Source organism: Thioalkalivibrio sp. ALM2T (assembly GCF_000381505.1).
GTDB lineage: Bacteria > Pseudomonadota > Gammaproteobacteria > Ectothiorhodospirales > Ectothiorhodospiraceae > Thioalkalivibrio > Thioalkalivibrio versutus.
The window spans coordinates 50,865-69,734 of record NZ_KB906564.1; the positions used below are offsets into that span (position 1 = coordinate 50,865).

Below are 18,870 nucleotides of genomic sequence, written 5' to 3' on the forward strand. Positions count from 1 at the left end.
CGGCACCCTGCATTCCGGAGGCAAGCCCCGTGTCCGAACAAGACAACCCCAAGCCGCAGAACCTGAAGACCAACGAACGCCTGGTCTGGCTCGGCTTCATGCTGTTTTTCGTGGTCGTGCTGGCGATCTACATCGCCCGCGGCAACGGGCTCGAACAGGATCTTTCGGAGGCCAACCGCGATCTGCTGCAGGCGCAGATGCAGCTGCAGCAATACACCCGCCACGAGATCCCGCGTCCGGTGGAACTGGGCCTGACCAATGCCCACCTCCAGGACCTGCAGCGCCGCGGCATGGTGCGCCCGAACGAGCGTCTCGCCGATGACCTGATGCAGCAGACCGGCCTGATCCCGCACGAGGCGCCGGAAGGCGACGCATACGCGTTCCGCCGCGACGGCATCCACGTTCTGAACCACCAGTGGGTCCTGGCGAACTTCGAGGGCGATTCGGCGCACGGCCAGCTATTGCTAGCCTACGAGGTCGTCCACGGCAACGTCCACTGGGAAGTGCTGGAGTCCACGCTGGACCGGATCTGAAGGCGGGCCAGGCTGCACACAGACGCGCCCCGCCCCCGGGAACCGGAGCGCGGGGTGAACTAACTCAGCGGTCGGCGCGGGCCAGCGCGGCCAGGTGCTCGCGGGCGGCCGCAGCCTGGCGGCGCACCTGCTCCGGGGCGGTCCCCCCCGTGAGGTTACGCGCGGCGGCCGAGCCCTCGGGCGTCAGTACCGTGAACACGTCCTCGCCCACCGCCGGGCTGATCGCCTGCAGGTCCGCCAGCGGCAGCTCCGCCAGATCCACCCCGCGCTCCTGCGCAATACGTACCGCCCGCCCGACGACCTCGTGGGCATCGCGAAAGGCCACACCGCGCCCGACCAGGTAGTCGGCCAGATCGGTCGCCGTGGCGAAGCCCTTGCGCGTCGCCGCCAGCGTATTCTCCCGCCGCACCTCAAGGTTCGGCACCATGTCGCCGAACGCACGCAGCGAGCCCAGCAGGGTGTCGACGGTGTCGAACAGCGGTTCCTTGTCTTCCTGATTGTCCTTGTTGTAGGCGAGCGGCTGGCTCTTCATCAGGGTCAGCAGCGACATCAGGTGGCCATAGACCCGGCCGGTCTTGCCCCGCACCAGTTCGGGTACGTCCGGGTTCTTCTTTTGCGGCATGATCGAGGAGCCGGTGCAGTAGCGATCCGGCAGCTCGATGAAGGCGAACTGGGCGCTGGTCCACAGCACCAGCTCCTCGGCCTGACGCGACAGGTGCATCATCAGGGTCGCCGCGGCCGCGGTGAATTCGATGGCGAAGTCACGATCGGAGACGGCGTCCAGGGAGTTGCGGGTGACACTGTCGAAACCCAGCAGTTCGGCGGTGTATTCACGATCCAGCGGGTACGGCGTACCGGCCAGCGCGGCGGCGCCCAGCGGCAGGATGTTCACCCGGCGCCGCGTATCACGCAGACGCTCGGCATCGCGCTCCAGCATCTCGTACCAGGCCAGCATGTGATGGCCGAAGGTGACCGGCTGCGCGGTCTGCAGGTGGGTAAAGCCGGGCATCACGGTCTCCGCCTCACGCTCGGCCAGGGCCACCAGGCCATCCTGATAGCCGCGGATCAGGCGCAGGACATCGTCGATAGCCGCACGCAGCCACAGGCGGATGTCGGTCGCGATCTGGTCGTTGCGCGAACGCCCGGTGTGCAGCTTCTTGCCGACATCGCCGATGCGCTCGATCAGGCGCGCCTCGATGTTCATGTGCACGTCCTCGCGCCCGACCTGCCAGTCGAACTTGCCGGCGGCGATCTCGTCGCGGATCGCGTCCAGCCCCGCGAGGATCTCCCCGGCCTCGGCCTCTGTCAGCACCCCGACCTTGGCCAGCATGCGCGCATGCGCCTGCGAGCCCTGGATGTCCTCGCGGTACAGGCGGCGGTCGAAATCCACCGACGCGGTGAAGCGCTCGACGAAGGCATCGGTCGGCTCGGAAAAGCGCCCGCCCCAGAGCTTGGCCTCACCGGAGGCGGCAGGCGTGGCGGCTGGCTTGTCGTGCGGGGAATCCTGCGTCATGGTGCATCCTGAAGCGGGTGGGGAAAGACACGGAAGTATACGGGCACAGCCGGGGAGTGAACATGGCACGGGCCCGCGCCCGTTTGTGCACGGCAACAGGGGAGAGTGTTACGCATGGCCCAGGGGGAAACCACCAGGGACTCCACCGGGGAGCTCTCGCCGCTGCCCGATTTCTGCAGTGCGGAGACCTTGCTGCGCGTGCTCATGGTGGCCGTGCTGCTGGCACTGGCCGTGGCCCTGTTGCGCGGCGGCGGCCAGGACTGGTTGTCGGCCCTGGCGCTGCACGCGCTGTTCATCTTCTGGGTGGCGCTGACCAGCCTGTTGATCCTGTGCGGGCTCAAGAGACCGCTGCACCGACTGCCGCTGACCGCGCAGATCGTGCTGCCGCCCCTGGTTCCCATCGCCAACACCGCCATCGTCTATCGCCTCGCGGAAGAACTGGTGCTGGCCGACCCGGCGCTGCGCTGGCCGGTGATCGGTGTCGCCACCATCCTCAGCCTGATGGCCATGCACTACCTGTACCTGCAGGCGGCCTGGCAACGCGAAACCCGGGCCGTGGCAGCGGCCCGGGAACAGGCCATGCGCGCCCGCCTGCGCCCGCATTTTCTCTACAACAGCATGAACACCATCGCCGGGCTGTGCCGCAGTGACCCTGCGCGTGCGGAACAGGTCACCCTGGATCTGGCGGATCTGTTCCGCGCCACATTCGCCACCGGCGACCGCCACTCGCTGCGTGAGGAGCTGGACCTGGTCCGCGCGTTCCTCGCGATCGAACAGACCCGTTTCGGCGAACGCCTGGTACTCGACTGGGACTGCCCCGACCACCCGGGCCTGGATCTCGATGTGCCCACGCTGATCCTGCAACCGCTGGCAGAGAACGCGATCCAGCACGGGATCGCACCCGCACGCGGCGCAGGGCGCATATGGGTGCGTTGCCGCATGGATTCCGGACGGGTCACGGTGACCATCGGCAACACCGTGGATCCACACGCATGCGGCGCGGGGACCGGCACCGCCACCGATGCGGTACGCCTGCGGCTGCAGCACGCCTTCGGCGGGCAGGTACACTTCGAGGCCGAGGCCGAGGCCGAGCGGTTCGAGGTCCGGATCCGTTTGCCGCTCGCGAACCGGGGGGAAACCAGATGAACAACGGTCGACTGGAGTTATTGATTGCCGACGACGAACCGATTGCCCGTCAACGCCTAACCGCGCTCGCGCAGGAGTTGGGGCATCGGGTGGTGGCGCAAGCGGCGCATGCCGGCGAGGTCGAGATGCAATTGCAGGACCACGCGCCGGATGCCCTGCTGCTGGATATCGACATGCCCGGGGAAACCGGGCTGGAACTCGCGCGGCGTCTGCATGCAGAAGATCCCGCGCTGACGGTGATCCTGGTCACCGCACACGATCGCTTTCCGCTGGAGGCGTTCGAGGCCGGGGTGCGCGACTACGTGCTGAAGCCGGTGCGCCGCGAACGGCTGGAACAGGCGTTGCAGCGTGCAGTGCAGCAAAAACAGGACCGGCCCGAGACCTTCCCGAACGAGGTCCACATCACCATGGGCCGGCGCGAGGAACGCGTACCGCTGGAACAGGTGGACATCTTCATCGCGGAGGGCGGTTATGTCATGGCGCGCTCGGCGCGCCTGGCCGGCTTCGTCGACGCCCGCCTGCGCGAACTGGAGGGTCTGTACGGCCCCGCCCTGTTGCGGGTGCACCGCGGCTGCCTGGCGGTTAAGGCCTCGATCAAGGGCGTCGAAAGCCTCGGCCAGACCGACCACCGCCTGCTGTTCCACGACGCCCTGGACCCCATCCCCATCAGCCGCCGCCAGCTGCCCCGAGTGCGCGATTACCTGCGCAACGGGACCTGAGAGGGCCGCACCACCCCTGCGGGATTCGGGGCGCGAAGCATTCGCCGTTATACTAGTCGGTTTGAACGCCCGGCCGCTCGCGCCGTGGCTCGCCCGGACAATCCATGAAGCCTGTACGCATCGCCACCCGAAAGAGCCCGCTTGCCATGTGGCAGGCCGAACATGTCGCCGCCCGTCTGCGCGCCCGTGAGCCGGAGCGCCCGGTTGAACTGGTGGGCATGACCACCCAGGGCGACCGTGTCCTGGACTCCCCGCTGGCGCGGATCGGCGGCAAGGGCCTGTTCGTGAAGGAGCTGGAGATCGCGCTGCTGGAGGACCGCGCCGACATCGCGGTGCACTCGGTGAAGGACGTGCCGATGGAGCTGCCCGAGCAGCTCGAACTGCCGGTGATCCTCGACCGCGAGGATCCACTGGACGCGTTCGTGTCCAACCAGTACGCACATGTCGACGAGCTGCCGCAGGGGGCCCGGGTTGGCTCCTCCAGCCTGCGTCGGCAGTGCCAGCTGCGCGCGCGGCGACCGGACCTGGAGGTCCGGGACCTGCGCGGCAACGTGAATACCCGCCTGGGCAAGCTGGATGCCGGCGAATACGACGCCATCCTGCTCGCCGCAGCCGGGCTCAAGCGCCTCGGGTTCCATGAGCGGATTCGCAGCTGCCTGGGACCGGATGTCAGCCTGCCGGCGGTCGGCCAGGGCGCCATCGCCATCGAGTGCCGTGCCGGTGACGCAGCCATTGGCGCGCTGATCGCACCGCTGAACGATGCGGATACCGCCGACCGCGTGCGCGCCGAGCGGGCCTTCAACCGTCGCCTGGAAGGCGGCTGTCAGGTCCCACTGGCAGCCCATGCGACGCTGGTCGGGGATCAGCTGCACCTGGACGGCCTGGTCGGCGCGGTGGATGGCAGTCGCCTGTTGCGCCGCCAGGTCGAGGGGCCGCGCAGCGACGCCCAGGCCCTCGGAATCCGCCTGGCGGACATGCTGCTGGAACTCGGGGCAGGCGAACTGCTCGCGGCCGCACATCGCGAACACGGCCAGGACACGAAGGGGTAGACGCATGACCGCATCCGCAGACGACAACACGGTGGTCGACGAGGCCCACGGCCCGCTCGCCGGCCTTGGCATCCTGGTCACCCGCCCGGCCGCCCAGGCGGAGCCGTTCTGTACCGCCTTGACGGCCGATGGCGCGAGCGTGATCCGCTTTCCCGTGCTGGAGATCCTGGCCCCCAGTGATCCCACCAACCTGCGCGAGGTCCTGGACCGGCTGGCGGACTTCGATATCGCCGTGTTCATCAGCCCGAACGCCGTCCAGCGCGTGCTCAATCTGGCCCTGGCGGAACATTCATGGCCCACCACCACAAAGATCGCGGCGATCGGCAACCGCACGGCGCAGGAATTGAAGGGCTTCGGGCGCCCGGCGGACATCCTGCCGCCGCGACGCTTCGACAGCGAGGCCCTGCTGGCGCAGGAGGCAATGCAGGACGTGGCCGGCAAGCGGGTGGTGATCTTCCGCGGCGATGGCGGCCGCGAGCTGCTGGGCGACACCCTGAAGGCCCGCGGCGCCGAGGTGACCTTTGCCGAGGCCTACCGCCGCGGGCGCCCCGAGGGCGATACCGGCGAGCTGATGTACGCCTTCTCGCGCGGGCAGATCGGCGTGATCACCATCACCAGTGGCGAGGGGCTGCGCAACCTGTACGAGATGGTCGGCAAGCTGGGGCGCATGTGGCTGCGCAAGACCCCGCTGGTGGTCGGTAGCGAACGCATCGCGGAGATCGCGCAGGAGCTGGGCTTCAAGGCCACCGTCGAGACCGCCGAGGACCCCACCGACGCCGCCATGCTGGCCGCGGTCCACCGCCTCGCGGATCAGCTCCGCACCAGCGGCAGTTAGTTTTTCACCACGAAGCGGACGAGGGCACGAAGAAGGTCAAGGGCAATCCACAGGAAGATGGGAAGGTCGGGAAGGTTCTGGATCGAATGGTTCGGAACGTTGGGTATGGGGTAATCCCCCCGGCGAGACCCGATCGGTTCCCGTATCCCAGTCCTCCCGGCCGTAGCAAAATGAAGGGCCGGGATGACCAGGATTGGGCCTTCCAGATGGCGTGGCAGGCTGAACGCTCGTGGGTGGCCAAGGGAGTAGGATGCGGTTGAGCGCAGCGAAACGCATCAACCGGGAACCGGGAAGCCCCGGGCCGCAATACGATGCGATTCGCTGCGCTCATCACATCCTACCCTTCTTCGTTGGGTCTTCTCCGCGAACTCTGTGCCCTCTGTGGTGAAACGCCTTTGACCGGCCCTTCTTCGTGCCTGCGTGTGGTTCGTGGTGAACAATCAATCGGCGCCGCGAGGGACTATTCTGCGGGGACGGCCGGTTCGAAGCTGTCGTAGTACAGCTGCTCCGGCGGCAGACCGGCCGCCTGGAAGGCCTCGCGCGCGGCGTGGATCATCGCCGGTGGCCCGGCCATGTAGACATCAAAGCCGGACAGGTCCGGGTACTCCGACAGCACCGCATCGTGAGGCCAGCCGCTGACGGCGGCAAAGCCGGCGGCGGTCTCGGCCGGAGTATCCGACAGCACCGGCGTGAAACGGAACTGTTCGGCGTGCTCGGCGGTCATCTGCTGCAGCCAGTCCGGGGCATAGATGCCAGCGGCGCCGCGGGCGCCCCAGAACAGGTGGTGCGGTCGATCCAGTCCCTCGGCGGCCAGATGGTCCAGCATGCCTTTCAACGGCCCAAAACCGGTGCCCCCGCCAACGAACAGGCGCGGGCGCGGGGATTCCTCGTCGACGAAGAAGCTGCCCAGCGGCCCCTCGATACGCAGCAGCGCCTTGGGCTTGAGCTCCTCGAACACCATGGTGGAGAAACGCCCGCCCGGCATGTGCCGGACATGCAGGGACAGCTGCGCGTCATCGTGCGGGGCGTTGGCCAGGGAATAGCTGCGGCGCTCACCCCCCTTGAGCAGGATGTCCAGATACTGCCCGGCGAGGAACTGGAGGCGCTCGGCGGCCGGGAGCTGCAGACGCAGCTCCATGACGTCGTCGGCCAGGCGGTTCAGGGCCGCCACGCGACACGGCAGGGTCTTGACCACGATGTCCCTGGCCGCGCCGATCTCTTTCACCTCGATCTCGAGGTCGTCCACCGGGACCGCCTGGCAGAACAAGGCCATGCCGTCGGCCAGTTCCGCCTCGCTGATGCCCGGTGGCTTGTTCGGCCCGTGATCGACCTCGCCCTGCAGCACCCGCCCCTTGCAGGAGCCACAGGCGCCATTGCGGCAGCCGTAAGGAAAGGCGAAGCCCTGGCGCAGGCCGGCCTCGAGAACGGTCTCGTCGTCTTCGACCTCGAATACATGGCCACTGGGCTGAATGGTGACATCGAACGCCATCGGAAACCCTCGGTCGCGGAAAGGCCGTTATTCTCGCCGCTGCCGCCCCGAACGCAAGCAACCGCAGTCCGACCGGGTCGTCGGCGTAGGGGTTCCCTCGCGCGGACGGGTTCGGCAGAATCGGACCCTAACCATAAAAACGACAAGGGAATGCCATGCGTCATCTACTGATTGCCGCCGGGGCCGGGCTGCTGCTTGCAAGCGGCTGCGCCTCCAACGAGACCCGTTCCACCGATTCCGGGGATGCGGCGGCCACGCCGACGGACGCGCCGGCCGCTACCGTCGAGGTCGCGGCGGATGCGCCGGTGATCCGGATTGCGCACGCGGTGCCCTACAGCGCCGATGCCACCATCGCCAACAACATCCGCCAGGAGTGCAACCTGGAAGACCAGTTCTCCGAGTTCATCGAGCACTACGGGGCCGATCAGGGCATCCGCTTCCAGCGCAGCCAGGATCTCGATCCAGCGTCCGGTGGCCAGGTGCTGATGGTCGAGCTGACCGACGCGGTTAGCGGTGGCAATGCCTGGATCGGCCACCGCAAGGTGACCGAGGCAGCGGGCACGCTGTACGCGGACGGGGAGGAACAGGCCAGCTTTACCTCGCGGCGCTTCTCGGGCGGCGGCGCGTTCGGCGGCTTCAAGGGCTCGTGTTCGGTGCTGGGGCGTACCGTGCAGGTGATGGGCCGCGACATCGCGGCCTGGTCGGCCGCGCCGGAGGACGGTGCCCACCTGGGCGACTAATCGTCGCAGGGATCGGGCCCTCGCGCCGTGCGGGCCCCGACCTCGTCGCCTGCCAACCGCTGCATCCAGTCGACCAGGCGGGTGGCCGTGGTCTGCCAGTCGGGGGCGTGCAGAATGAGATGCGGCCAGTCGGGGTCGGTCCAGACCTCGGCCTGGCCCTGTGGATGGGCGCGGGCGGCCATGCAGACCGACTCGCGCTGGATCGTCCCGTCCTGCTCGCCCCACAGGTACACCACCGGGGCTGTGACGTGGCCGATGTGATCCGTGGCGTACTGGGCCAGCCAGACCACGCCGGCATAGGTATCCATGCGCACGCGGCGAATGATGCGCGGATCCGTGGAGAAGCGTTCGACCGCGGCGGGCGCGAGGCTGTCGGAGTAGTCGGGGTCGATGGTCAGCGTGAGCCCACCGGCGAGGACCTCGCCGGTGCGTACGGCCGCATCCCAGAAACCGCGCGCGGGGATCCCGCCACGCAAGCCCGGGGCGACCGCCACCACCCCGGCGACCTCCAGCTCTGGGTGGGTGGCGAGGCTCGCTAGCGCGGCGGAGCCGCCCATGCTCTCACCCAGCAGGAAGATCGGCCGGCCGGGGTCCTCCGCTTGCGCCGCGCGGACCATGGCAGCCACGTCGCTGATCAGGGGTTCGGCGCCCGGCCAGCGGCCGTGTTGCTCGCTCGTGCCATGACCGCGCTGATCCAGCGCCTGGACACTGTAGCCGCGATCGGCCAGCCAGGGGCCCAGGGCGTCATAGGCACCGGCGTGATCGCGGAAACTGTGCAGGGCGATCACCACGGCGACGGGTTCTGCGGCCGACCAGCGGCGGACGCGATCGGGGGCGATCGCTGCGCCCACGGGAGCTTCCTTCACTGGGGTCCCCGCCGCGCGCACGGTTTCACGCTCCGGGGCGGCCGCACAGGCGGTCAAGGCCAACAGCAGTACAGCCAGGAGCCCGACCGCGCCCGGGATTCGGCGGCGCGTCACGCCTCATATCCCCAGTTCATCCCAGATCTCGTCCACGCGGCGCTTGACCGCCTCGTCCATCGCGATCGGCCGGCCCCACTCGCGATCGGTCTCGCCCGGCCATTTGGAGGTCGCGTCCATGCCCATCTTGGACCCCAGACCCGAGACCGGCGAGGCAAAGTCGAGATAGTCGATGGGGGTGTTTTCCACGAGGGTGGTGTCGCGGGCCGGATCCATGCGCGTGGTGAGTGCCCAGATCACGTCATTCCAGTCGCGGGTATTCACGTCGTCGTCGACCACAATCACGAACTTGGTATACATGAACTGACGCAGGAAGGACCACACGCCCATCATCACGCGCTTGGCGTGCCCCGGATACTGCTTGCGCATGGAAACGACGGCCAGACGGTAGGAACAACCCTCGGGCGGCAGGTAGAAGTCCACGATCTCCGGGAACTGCTTCTGCAGGATGGGAATGAACACCTCGTTCAGGGCCACCCCGAGCACGGCGGGCTCGTCCGGCGGGCGACCGGTGTAGGTGGAATGGTAGATCGGCTGATCGCGATGGGTGATGCGGTCGATGGTGAAGACCGGGAATTCGTCCACCTCGTTGTAGTAACCCGTGTGGTCCCCGAACGGGCCTTCCGGCGCAGTATCCCCCGGGTGGATGTGCCCCTCGAGCACGAACTCGGCGGAGGCCGGGACCTCCAGGTCGGAACCGATGCAGCGGGTGACCTCGGTTCGACTGCCACGCAGCAATCCGGCGAAGGCGTATTCGGACAGGGTGTCCGGCACCGGGGTCACGGCGCCGAGGATGGTGGCCGGATCGGCACCCAGGGCAACCGCGATGGGAAACGGCTCGCCGGGGTGGGCCTGGCACCACTCGCGAAAATCGAGGGCCCCACCGCGATGCGACAGCCAGCGCATGATCACGCGATTGCGCCCAATGACCTGCTGGCGATAGATCCCCAGGTTCTGACGCGACTTCTCCGGGCCACGGGTGACGACCAGGCCCCAGGTAATCAGGGGGCCGGCGTCTTCCGGCCAACAGGTCTGGACCGGGAGTTGGTCGAGATCAACCGCATCGCCTTCCAACACGTGGCGCTGGCAGGGCGCCCCGCGGATTTTCTTGGGCGCCATGTCCAGCACCTTGCGAAAGATCGGCAGCTGTTCCCAGGCGGCCTTGAGCCCCTTGGGTGGGTCCGGCTGTTTGAGGAAGGCGAGCAGGCGCCCGACCTCGCGCAGGGCTTCGACAGAGTCCTCGCCCATGCCCATGGCCACCCGCTCCGGGGTGCCAAACAGGTTGGCGAGTACCGGGATGTCGGAGCCGGTAGGGTTTTCGAACAACAGGGCCGGACCGCCGGCGCGCAGGACGCGGTCGGCGATCTCGGTCATCTCCAGGTTCGGGTCCACCTCGCGGGTGATGCGGCGCAGCTCGCCGCGCTGTTCGAGGCCATCAATGAAATCGCGCAGATCCTTGTACTTCACGGGGTCTCCCTCGGGAATGGCCGGTTGGTGCGACCCGGGCCAGGGTTAGGCGGAGAATTCCGCCCAGACCGGGGCATGGTCGGACGGACGCTCCCAAGCACGCGGTTCGCGGTCGATGCCCGCGGCCTGCAGACGGGCCTGCAAGGGAGCGCTGGCGAGGACGAGGTCGATGCGCAGGCCCCGATTGCGACGGAAGGACGCAGCTCGGTAATCGAACCAGGAATACTCCGCCGCGGGCTGCTCGAAGGCGCGGAAGGTATCCGTGAGGCCGAGATCGGTAAGCGCGGCCAGGGCCTCGCGTTCCGGCGTGGAGCAAAGGATGCGCTCGTGCCAGGCCTCGGGGTCGTGCACGTCGCGATCATCCGGGGCGATGTTGAAGTCACCGAGGACCACGAGATTCGGGTGCTGCGCAATCTCGTCGGCCAGCCAGGCTTGCAGCCGCGCCAGCCAGTCCAGCTTGTAGGCGTATTTCTCGGTACCGACGTTCTCGCCGTTCACGACATACAGGTTGACCACGCGAACCTCGCCGATGGTGGCGGCGAGGATACGGCGCTGGGCGTCCTCGAGCCCGGGCGGGTCGGTGACCACGTCGGTGGCCTCGGTGCGGGAGATGATGGCCACGCCGTTGTAGGTCTTCTGCCCGGAGAACACAACCTGATAGCCCGCATCACGGATGGCCGCGGCCGGAAAGTTCTCGTCGGTCAGCTTGGTCTCCTGCAGGGCCAGGACGTCGGTCCGCGAGCTCCCCAGCCAATCGAGGACCTGCGGCAGACGGACCTTGAGCGAATTGACGTTCCAGCTGGCGATCTTCACGCGGCTTTCTCCTCCAGGCCGCTATGACGCAACAGGGCGTCGATCTGCGGATCGCGCCCGCGGAAGGCACGGAAGGAATCCGCGGCCGGGCGCGAGGCACCGGCCTCGAGAATCTCGCGCAGGTAGGCCGCCCCCACCTCGGACGAAAACAGACCTTCCTCTTCGAAGCGCCCGAATGCGTCAGCCGACAGGACCTCGGCCCACTTGTAGCTGTAGTACCCCGCGGCGTAGCCACCAGCAAAGATGTGGCCGAAGCCGTGGGCGAAGCGATTGAACGCCGGCGGATGGACCACCGCGATCTCCTGACGCACGGTCTCCAGGAGCCGCTGGATGTCCGCGGCCTTTGCAGGGGCGGACCCGGCATGCAGGCGCATGTCAAAGAGGGAGAACTCGACCTGGCGCAATAGCTGTAACGCCGCGTGGAAGTGGCGCGTCCCCTGCAGGCGCTGGAACAGGTCCTCGGGCATCGCCTCGCCAGTCTCGTGATGGCGCGCGAACAGATCGAGCGCCTCGCGTTCCCAGCACCAGTTCTCCATGAACTGGCTGGGCAGTTCGACCGCATCCCATTCCACGCCGTTGATGCCGGCGATGTCGGGTTCGTCCACCCGGGTCAGCATGTGATGCAGGCCGTGACCGAACTCATGGAACAGCGTAATCACTTCGTCATGAGTGAAAAGGGCTGCCTTGCCATCCACCGGCGGGGTGGAGTTGCAGGTCATGTAGGCGACCGGCAGCTGGGCGCGGTCCTCGGAGATGAAACGGTTGCGGCAGACATCCATCCAGGCGCCACCGCGCTTGTTCTTGCGTGCGTAGAGATCGAAGTAAAAGCCAGCCCGTTCGGTGCCATTCACGTCAAAGATTCGATAGAACCGGACGTCGTCGTGCCAGGTCTCGATGCTGTCGTCGGGCTCGAAGCGGACCTGGAACAGGCGCTGGACCAGACCGAACAAGCCGCTGACCGCGCGGTCAGCGGGGAAGTAGGGCTTCAACATCTCCTGGCTGAGACCCAGGCGCCGCTCGCGCATCTTCTCGGCCGCGAAGGCCATGTCCCAGGCCTCCAGGGTTCCGAGGTCGAGCTCGTCGCGGGCAAAGGCGCGCAGCTCGTCCAGGTCGCGCTTGGCCCGAGGGCGCGCGCGGTGCGCCAGATCCTGGAGGAAGCCTTCGACCTGCTCGGCGCTATCGGCCATCTTGGTCGCGAGCGAGCGCTCGGCGTAGTGGCGAAAGCCCGTCAGATGCGCCTTCTCCTCCCGCAACTGGAGGATCTCCACCATGATCTCGCTGTTGTCGTGATTGCCAGCGCCGGGCCCGAGGTCAGACGCACGCGTCGTGAAGGCCTCGTAGACACGGTAACGCAGGTCGCGATCCTCGGCGTGGGTCATGACTGCGAGGTAGCTGGGGATGTCCAGGGTCACGACAAAGCCCGTCTGGTCGTGATCGCGAGCGTTCTGCGCGAGCATGGCCCGATCGGACTCGGAGATGCCGGCGAGCGCGGCCGCATCATCGGTCTGCCAGGTCCAGGCCTGAGTGGCGTCCAGCACGTTCTCTTCGAAACGTGCAGTCAGCTCCGAAAGGCGGGCGTTGATGGCGCGCAGGCGTTCACGCTCGGCCTCGGGGAGATCGACGCCGCTCAGATGGAAATCACGCAGCATGTCATCCAGCACCTTGCGCCGCTGGGGCGAAAGCTGCGGGTACTCTTCACTGTCTGCCAGGCGACGGACCGCCCGGTACAGGCCCTGATGCTGCGACACCCAGCTGCCGTAATCCGACAACAGGGGGAGGCTGGCGTTGTATGCCTCGCGAATCTCGGGACCGTTCATGACCGCATTGAGGTGACCCACCGGGGACCAGACGGCATCCAGGCGCGTGTCCAGCGCCTGCAACGGCTGGATCAGGGTGGCCCAGGTCGGTTGATCCCCGACGGCCGCAACCAGCCGATCAATCTCCGCGCGATTCTCCACCAGGACGGTTTCCACTGCGGGCAGGACATGTTGGGGCTCGATGGCACGAAAGGCGGGCAGCCGGTCGGTCTGCAGCAAGGGGTTGGACACGGTATCTCCAGGGGTCGGGCCAGCAGTGGATTATGCCATTCGGACAGAAAGCCCGGCAGGGTGTTCCCGGCAACGGGGTCGTCGGGGCGAAGCTTACGGGCTCGGCGGGCGAACGGGGTGAAAGACGGCATGGCCAGCGAGGCGGGCGAGGAGTCCGTAGGCCCACTGGCGCCGCAGCCCGGCATAGGCATCCACAGCGGCATTGTAGCGGCCGAGGGCATCAGCAATTGCTTGGTCCAGTGCCGCTACGCGAGGGGGAAGTCGATCGGTCGAACCCGATAAATTTTTATATGTATCAAGGAGTTGCGTTCGTATATGGTCCCATTCGGCGCGGATGGCGCGTTCACCCCGGGCCAGACCGGGAAGATCGCCGCAGCGTCGCGCTCGCTCCTGTTCCTGGACCACCTGTTGGAGCGCCCGCAGGTCCAGGGGCGGATCGGGCCGGGTCGCGGAACAAGCCCGCTCCAGCAGGCCATTGCGCTGGGTGAGCAGGGTATCGAGTCGATCCCAGGCCGCGACGACGCGGCGTTCATGGACCGCAAGATGGGTGTACAGGCGAAACGCGACCAGCGCCAGAATCACCAAGACCAGGAGTGCGGCCAGGACCTGCATGGTGCCGGCGGGATCCGTCGTACCGTGGCAGCGAGGACGTCAGATATCGACGTTCTCGGCACTGAGGGCTCGCGACTCGATAAACTCGCGACGCGGCTCGACCTGGTCGCCCATCAGAGTGGTGAAGATTTCGTCGGCACGGATGGCATCTTCGACCCGGACCTGGAGAAGGCGGCGGGATTCGGGGTTCATGGTGGTGTCCCAAAGCTGGTCGGGATTCATCTCGCCAAGGCCCTTGTAGCGCTGGGTTGCCAGCCCGCGGCGGCCTTCCTGCAGGAGCCATTCCATGGCTTCGGAAAAGCCCTCGATCACGTGGACGCGTTCCCCGCGCTTCATATACGCACCTTCGTCGAGAAGGGCGTTAAGACGGGCGGACAGGTCGAGTACCGCCTGAAAATCACGCGAAGCCAGGGTGTCATCGGTGATGTATTGCGACAGGGCGGCGCCGTGTTCGATGCGGTCCAGGCTCAGCTGCGCCGTGCCTTCATGCTCGGTCACCGGCCCCAGGCTGTAGCGGGTTGCACCCGCCTTGTCGCTGGATAGATTCTCCAGGATGCGGGCAAACCACGCCTGAACCGCAGCGTTGGTCACGCTTCGGGGCTCGGGGATCGCGTCGGCCTCGAGCATCGCCCAGAGGATGCGCGAGTCGTACATCCGGCCGAGGCGTTGTACGGCGCGCGCGGCCTTTTGATAGCCCTTCACCAGGTCCTCGAAGGCCTCGCCGGTAATCGGAGGTGCATCCGGGCTGGGATAGAGCGCGGCGCCGTCCAGGGCGAGGGAGATCACGATCTCGCCCATTTCGGCCTCGTCGCGCACGTACTGCTCGCGCTTGCCACGCTTGATCTTGTACAGCGGCGGCTGCGCGATATACACATGGCCGCGCTCGATCAGTTCCGGCATCTGGCGGAAGAAGAAGGTCAGAAGCAGGGTGCGGATATGGGAGCCGTCCACGTCCGCGTCCGTCATGATGATAATGCGGTGATAACGCAGCTTGTCCGGATCGTACTCTTCCTTGCCAATACCACAGCCCAGCGCCGTGATGAGCGTGCCCACCTCGGCCGAACCCAGCATACGGTCAAAGCGCGCCCGCTCGACATTCAGGATCTTGCCCTTGAGCGGCAGGATCGCCTGGAAATGGCGGTCACGGCCCTGCTTGGCCGAACCTCCGGCGGAGTCACCCTCGACCAAGTAGAGCTCGGACTGAGCCGGGTCCTTCTCCTGACAGTCAGCCAGCTTGCCCGGCAGACCGGCAATATCCAGCGCGCCCTTGCGGCGGGTGACCTCACGCGCCTTGCGAGCGGCCTCGCGCGCTCGCGCGGCATCCAGCACCTTCTCGGTGATGGCCTTGGCTTCCTGCGGGTGTTCCAGCAGGAAGTTGTTGAGGGCGTCCGACAGCACGCTTTCAACGATCGGCTTGACCTCGGAGGAAACCAGCTTGTCCTTGGTCTGCGAGGAGAACTTGGGATCCGGCACCTTGACCGAGAGCACGGCCGTGAGGCCTTCGCGCATGTCGTCGCCCGCCGTGGCGACCTTGGCCTTCTTGATCAGGCCCTCGTTCTCCAGGTACTGGTTGATCGTGCGCGTCAGGGCGGCGCGAAAGCCCGCCATGTGCGAGCCACCGTCGCGCTGCGGAATGTTGTTGGTGTAGCAGAAGATGTTCTCCTGGTAGGAGTCATTCCACTGCAGGGCGATTTCGACTGCGTAGTCCTCGCGCATCTGGTCGGCGTAGACAACCGTGGGGTGCAGCGCGGTTTTCTTCTGGTTCAGGTGTTCGACGAAGGCACGGATGCCGCCTTCGAAGACAAAGGTCTCCTCGCGGTTGTCCCGGTGATCACGCAGCGTGATGCGCACGCCCGAGTTGAGGAACGACAGCTCCCGCAGGCGCTTGGCGAGGATCTCGTAGTGAAAATTGATGTCGGTGAAGATGGTCGGGCTGGGGCGAAACCAGATCTTCGTTCCGTTGCGCTCCGTGGCGCCCGTCACCGCCAGCGGCGCATCCGGGACGCCGAGGTGATAGGTCTGTTCGTGGCGCTGGCCATCCCGGTGGATCTCCAGGCGGAGCTCTTCCGACAGGGCATTCACCACCGAGACACCGACGCCGTGCAGGCCGCCGGAGACCTTGTAGGAGTTGTTGTCGAACTTCCCGCCTGCGTGCAGGACCGTGAGGATGACCTCGGCGGCCGACATACCCTCTTCTTCGTGGATATCCACGGGAATGCCGCGACCGTTGTCCGTAACGGAGACCGCATTGTCCTCGTGGATCGTGACCTCAATACTGTCGCAGTGACCCGCCAGCGCCTCGTCGATCGAGTTATCGACCACCTCGAAGACCATGTGGTGCAGGCCTGTGCCGTCATCGGTGTCACCGATGTACATGCCCGGTCGCTTGCGAACGGCATCCAGGCCCTTGAGGACGCGGATCTGAGAGGAATCGTAGACGGAGGGATCTTGGGCTTCAGTTTCGGACATGCGGGTCAGTCATCCGGCCAGTTGCAGACACGCCAGTATAGCGCAAAGGCGGGGGGCACCGGTGAGGTCACGTACGGGGGTCCAGGAGAGCCACGAGACCCAAGGCCCGGGCGCGTCAGGCTGGGGGTTCGGGTGTTACGCGACCATGTTTCACGTGGAACAATTGCCCTGCGGTATCCCCTGCCAGCCCCGGGATGTCATCTCCCACAGCGGTCACCAGGATCTGCCAGCCCGACGCACACAACCCGGACATCAACCCCTCCACTGCCTCGCGATCCAGCTCCGACACTACATCGTCCAGCAACATCACCGGCGCCCGCCCGGTCTCTGCCTCGAGCATCCATCCCTGTCCGCCCACGAGAGCCGTAATCAGTCGCTTTTGCTCGCCCCGGGAGGCCTCGGCGGCGAGACGACCCGCTAGCCGCAAATCGATGTCGGCCCGCTGCGGTCCCGCCTGCGCGAAGCCGCGTTCTTCGTCGCCCTCCCGGCTCCGCTCCAGCGCCTCGCTCAGGCTCCTTTCCCGATCCCAGCCCATCCGCGGATTCAAGTGCAAATCGGCTAACCGCTCGTCGAATCCGAACTGCCGGGCGGCCTCCATGGTCGCCGCCTGCCAGGCCTCCACGTAACGACGGCGCGCGTCACTGATCGCCTCGCCGAATTCCAGCCAGGGTCGCTCAAACTCGCGAGCACCCGCGCGGTCCCCCGCGCGCAAGGCGGCATTACGTTGATCATGGGCCCGCTTCCAGCGCTGCCACTGGCCCCGGTACCCTGGGATCGCATGGAAGCAGCCCCAGTCCAGCAAGCGCCTGCGTTCTTCCGGTCCCCCCGTCAACAATTCGAAGGACCCCGCATGCAGCGTTCGCGCCGGTAGCCACTCGGCGACTGCCGCATGGCCTTCCATCCAGCGGCCATCGAGCCGCGACCGGCGCGCACCATCCCAGCTAATCCCCAGCCGATGGGAGCCCCCAGCCGGATCCTTCACCACTGCCCCTATCCACAACCCGTCGGCTCCACTCCGCCCAACACGGCGTAATTGCTGAGTACGGAACGAGCGCCCAGCCGCGAGGATATGCACTGCTTCGAGAATCGAGGTCTTCCCTGCACCATTTGGCCCGACCAGCCGGTTGATTCCCGGCCCCAACGTCAAGGCCTGTTCCTCAAGGTTGCGGACCCCCTGCCACCACAGCGACTCCAGCACGCAGACCCCGGATCTACAGGCGCATCGGCATCACCACGTAGCGCGCCCCGCCCGGTGGTTCCGCCTGAATCAGGATCGAGGAGTTCCCGTCTCGCAGCCCGATCCGAACCTGATCGGTCTCCAGGACATTCAGCACGTCCGCCAGGTACCCGAGGTTGAACCCGATCTCCATTGGCCCCCCGTCGTACTCCGCCTCGACCGACTCCTGGGCCTCTTCACGATCGGCATTGTGGGTCATCACCTGGCAACCGTTCTCCCCCAGGGCCATGCGTACACCGCGATACTTGTCACTCGCCACAATCGCCACCCGGCCCAACGCCTGTTTCAGAACTTCCCGGTCAACCCGCAACGTGGAGGGCAGATCCGAAGGGATGACCCGTTCGTAGTCCGGGAAGCGCCCCTCGATCACCTTGCTGCGCAGGACCGCCTTGCCCAGTTCGAACACGACCTGGTCTTCCCCGAATCCGATCCGGACCGTCGATTCGTCATCGGCCAGATTTCGTCGCAACTCCGCCACGGCCTTGCGCGGGACAATGCGTTCAACTCGGCCCTCGATCGGGTGCTCGAGTTCCACCTCGGCCAGCGCCAGGCGATGCCCGTCCGTCGCGACCGCCCGCAGACTGGTCCCGCTGGCTACCAGGAGCAAACCCTGGAGGTAGTAACGCACGTCCTGCTGCGCCATCGAAAACATCGTCGCCTCCAGCAAACGTCGCAGCCGGTTCTGAGGTACATCGAGCACGACCTCCGACCCTCGCGCCTCCCAGTCGGGGAAATCCGTGCCGGGCAGGGTCGCCAGGCTGAAGCGCGAACCGGCGAATCCCACGGTCATGCGTTCGCCTTCCACCCGAGCCCGAATCTCGCTGTCTCCCGGGGCCGCCTTCACCACATCCAACAGCTTGCGCACCGATACGGTGACATCGCATTCGCCCGGGATGGTGCCCTCCGCACCCGCCTGCCAGGCGAGTTCGAGATCGGTGGTATCCATCCGGATCGCGCCGTTGTCGTCCGGTCGGAGACGCACATTTCCGAGGATCGGCATCGTCAATCGTTTTTCGGCCGCGCCCACAATCCGTTGCAGCGCTTCGGTCATCGTCTCGCGATTGAAAGACAGTTCCATGGCGATGTCCTGTATCTAGTGTTTAGATATTTAAATAGTAGTAATAAGGGGCACGTCGACCTGTGCAGGAAACCCATATTTCGTTTTAACTTCAGTTATTTGTCGATACTTTTTGGCTCTCGCGAACCTCTGTGAAGCCTGT

16 protein-coding genes are annotated in these 18,870 nt (G+C 66.4%); 6 read left to right on the top strand and 10 right to left on the bottom strand.

The genetic code is table 11. The features are described from left to right. Window positions 1-29 precede the first annotated feature (29 nt). Window positions 30-533: a hypothetical protein gene (locus F816_RS0109815; protein ID WP_018649594.1), complete on the top strand. Its 504-nt coding sequence runs from the start codon at window positions 30-32 to the stop codon at window positions 531-533. A gap of 64 nt (window positions 534-597) precedes the next feature. Here the strand turns inward: F816_RS0109815 and argH are convergent, their stop codons facing one another. Then, entirely contained in the window at window positions 598-2,046 is a 1,449-nt protein-coding gene (argH, locus tag F816_RS0109820; RefSeq protein WP_019594591.1) for an argininosuccinate lyase, read from the bottom strand. 114 nt (window positions 2,047-2,160) lie between these two features. On the opposite strand from argH, the gene F816_RS0109825 reads away from it, so the two are divergent. The 4 genes from F816_RS0109825 to F816_RS0109840 all read left to right on the top strand — a co-directional run bounded on the left by F816_RS0109825 (window position 2,161) and on the right by F816_RS0109840 (window position 5,795). After that, entirely contained in the window at window positions 2,161-3,192 is a 1,032-nt protein-coding gene (locus F816_RS0109825) for a sensor histidine kinase (protein ID WP_019594592.1), read from the top strand. Further along, entirely contained in the window at window positions 3,189-3,911 is a 723-nt protein-coding gene (locus tag F816_RS0109830; RefSeq protein WP_019594593.1) for a LytTR family DNA-binding domain-containing protein, read from the top strand. Before F816_RS0109825 ends, F816_RS0109830 begins: the two co-directional genes overlap by 4 nt. A 104-nt stretch (window positions 3,912-4,015) precedes the next feature. Next, window positions 4,016-4,960 (top strand): hydroxymethylbilane synthase, encoded by a 945-nt coding sequence (gene hemC / locus F816_RS0109835; RefSeq protein WP_081622691.1) that lies wholly within the window; start codon window positions 4,016-4,018, stop codon window positions 4,958-4,960. A 4-nt stretch (window positions 4,961-4,964) separates the two neighbouring features. Further along, complete coding sequence (locus F816_RS0109840; RefSeq protein ID WP_019594595.1) at window positions 4,965-5,795, top strand: uroporphyrinogen-III synthase; 831 nt, start codon at window positions 4,965-4,967, stop codon at window positions 5,793-5,795. A gap of 460 nt (window positions 5,796-6,255) precedes the next feature. Here the strand turns inward: F816_RS0109840 and F816_RS0109845 are convergent, their stop codons facing one another. Then, on the bottom strand, window positions 6,256-7,284 hold the full coding sequence (locus tag F816_RS0109845) for a CDP-6-deoxy-delta-3,4-glucoseen reductase (protein ID WP_019594596.1): 1,029 nt from the start codon (window positions 7,282-7,284) through the stop codon (window positions 6,256-6,258). 155 nt (window positions 7,285-7,439) lie between these two features. Here F816_RS0109845 and F816_RS0109850 point away from each other — a divergent pair, with 155 nt between their 5' ends. Next, window positions 7,440-8,024 (top strand): hypothetical protein, encoded by a 585-nt coding sequence (locus F816_RS0109850; RefSeq protein ID WP_019594597.1) that lies wholly within the window; start codon window positions 7,440-7,442, stop codon window positions 8,022-8,024. Here F816_RS0109850 and F816_RS0109855 read toward each other — a convergent pair. From F816_RS0109855 to dnaN, 8 genes are all read right to left on the bottom strand, one after another. Then, window positions 8,021-9,004, bottom strand: coding sequence for an alpha/beta fold hydrolase (locus F816_RS0109855; protein WP_026333224.1), 984 nt, complete (start codon window positions 9,002-9,004; stop codon window positions 8,021-8,023). The two genes, F816_RS0109850 and F816_RS0109855, sit on opposite strands and share 4 nt — an antisense overlap. A gap of 3 nt (window positions 9,005-9,007) precedes the next feature. Further along, window positions 9,008-10,471, bottom strand: a complete 1,464-nt coding sequence (gene ubiD / locus F816_RS0109860; RefSeq protein ID WP_018950877.1) for a 4-hydroxy-3-polyprenylbenzoate decarboxylase — start codon at window positions 10,469-10,471, stop codon at window positions 9,008-9,010. Window positions 10,472-10,516: 45 nt separating this feature from the next. Beyond that, the gene (gene xth, locus F816_RS0109865) at window positions 10,517-11,284 is read right to left on the bottom strand and encodes an exodeoxyribonuclease III (protein ID WP_019594599.1); all 768 of its coding nucleotides are present in this window, start codon (window positions 11,282-11,284) and stop codon (window positions 10,517-10,519) included. Continuing rightward, entirely contained in the window at window positions 11,281-13,332 is a 2,052-nt protein-coding gene (locus F816_RS0109870) for a M3 family metallopeptidase (protein WP_019594600.1), read from the bottom strand. The genes xth and F816_RS0109870 overlap by 4 nt, the downstream gene beginning before the upstream one ends. A gap of 93 nt (window positions 13,333-13,425) precedes the next feature. Then, on the bottom strand, window positions 13,426-13,944 hold the full coding sequence (locus tag F816_RS0109875) for a hypothetical protein (protein ID WP_019594601.1): 519 nt from the start codon (window positions 13,942-13,944) through the stop codon (window positions 13,426-13,428). Window positions 13,945-13,983: 39 nt separating this feature from the next. After that, a complete protein-coding gene (gyrB, locus tag F816_RS0109880; RefSeq protein ID WP_019594602.1) occupies window positions 13,984-16,413 on the bottom strand; it encodes a DNA topoisomerase (ATP-hydrolyzing) subunit B in 2,430 nt (809 codons plus the stop codon). A gap of 115 nt (window positions 16,414-16,528) precedes the next feature. Beyond that, a complete protein-coding gene (locus F816_RS0109885) occupies window positions 16,529-17,611 on the bottom strand; it encodes a DNA replication/repair protein RecF (RefSeq protein ID WP_081622692.1) in 1,083 nt (360 codons plus the stop codon). Window positions 17,612-17,624: 13 nt separating this feature from the next. Further along, window positions 17,625-18,728: a DNA polymerase III subunit beta gene (dnaN, locus tag F816_RS0109890; RefSeq protein WP_019594604.1), complete on the bottom strand. Its 1,104-nt coding sequence runs from the start codon at window positions 18,726-18,728 to the stop codon at window positions 17,625-17,627. Window positions 18,729-18,870 lie beyond the last annotated feature (142 nt).

What these genes read in the sequence shown, in the direction of transcription:
- argH (WP_019594591.1), bottom strand. Translation starts at nt 2,046, where the DNA reads ATGACGCAGGATTCCCCGCACGACAAGCCAGCCGCCACGCCTGCCGCC.
- F816_RS0109825 (WP_019594592.1), top strand. Translation starts at nt 2,161, where the DNA reads ATGGCCCAGGGGGAAACCACCAGGGACTCCACCGGGGAGCTCTCGCCG.
- F816_RS0109830 (WP_019594593.1), top strand. Translation starts at nt 3,189, where the DNA reads ATGAACAACGGTCGACTGGAGTTATTGATTGCCGACGACGAACCGATT.
- hemC (WP_081622691.1), top strand. Translation starts at nt 4,016, where the DNA reads ATGAAGCCTGTACGCATCGCCACCCGAAAGAGCCCGCTTGCCATGTGG.
- F816_RS0109840 (WP_019594595.1), top strand. Translation starts at nt 4,965, where the DNA reads ATGACCGCATCCGCAGACGACAACACGGTGGTCGACGAGGCCCACGGC.
- F816_RS0109845 (WP_019594596.1), bottom strand. Translation starts at nt 7,284, where the DNA reads ATGGCGTTCGATGTCACCATTCAGCCCAGTGGCCATGTATTCGAGGTC.
- F816_RS0109850 (WP_019594597.1), top strand. Translation starts at nt 7,440, where the DNA reads ATGCGTCATCTACTGATTGCCGCCGGGGCCGGGCTGCTGCTTGCAAGC.
- F816_RS0109875 (WP_019594601.1), bottom strand. Translation starts at nt 13,944, where the DNA reads ATGCAGGTCCTGGCCGCACTCCTGGTCTTGGTGATTCTGGCGCTGGTC.
- gyrB (WP_019594602.1), bottom strand. Translation starts at nt 16,413, where the DNA reads ATGTCCGAAACTGAAGCCCAAGATCCCTCCGTCTACGATTCCTCTCAG.
- dnaN (WP_019594604.1), bottom strand. Translation starts at nt 18,728, where the DNA reads ATGGAACTGTCTTTCAATCGCGAGACGATGACCGAAGCGCTGCAACGG.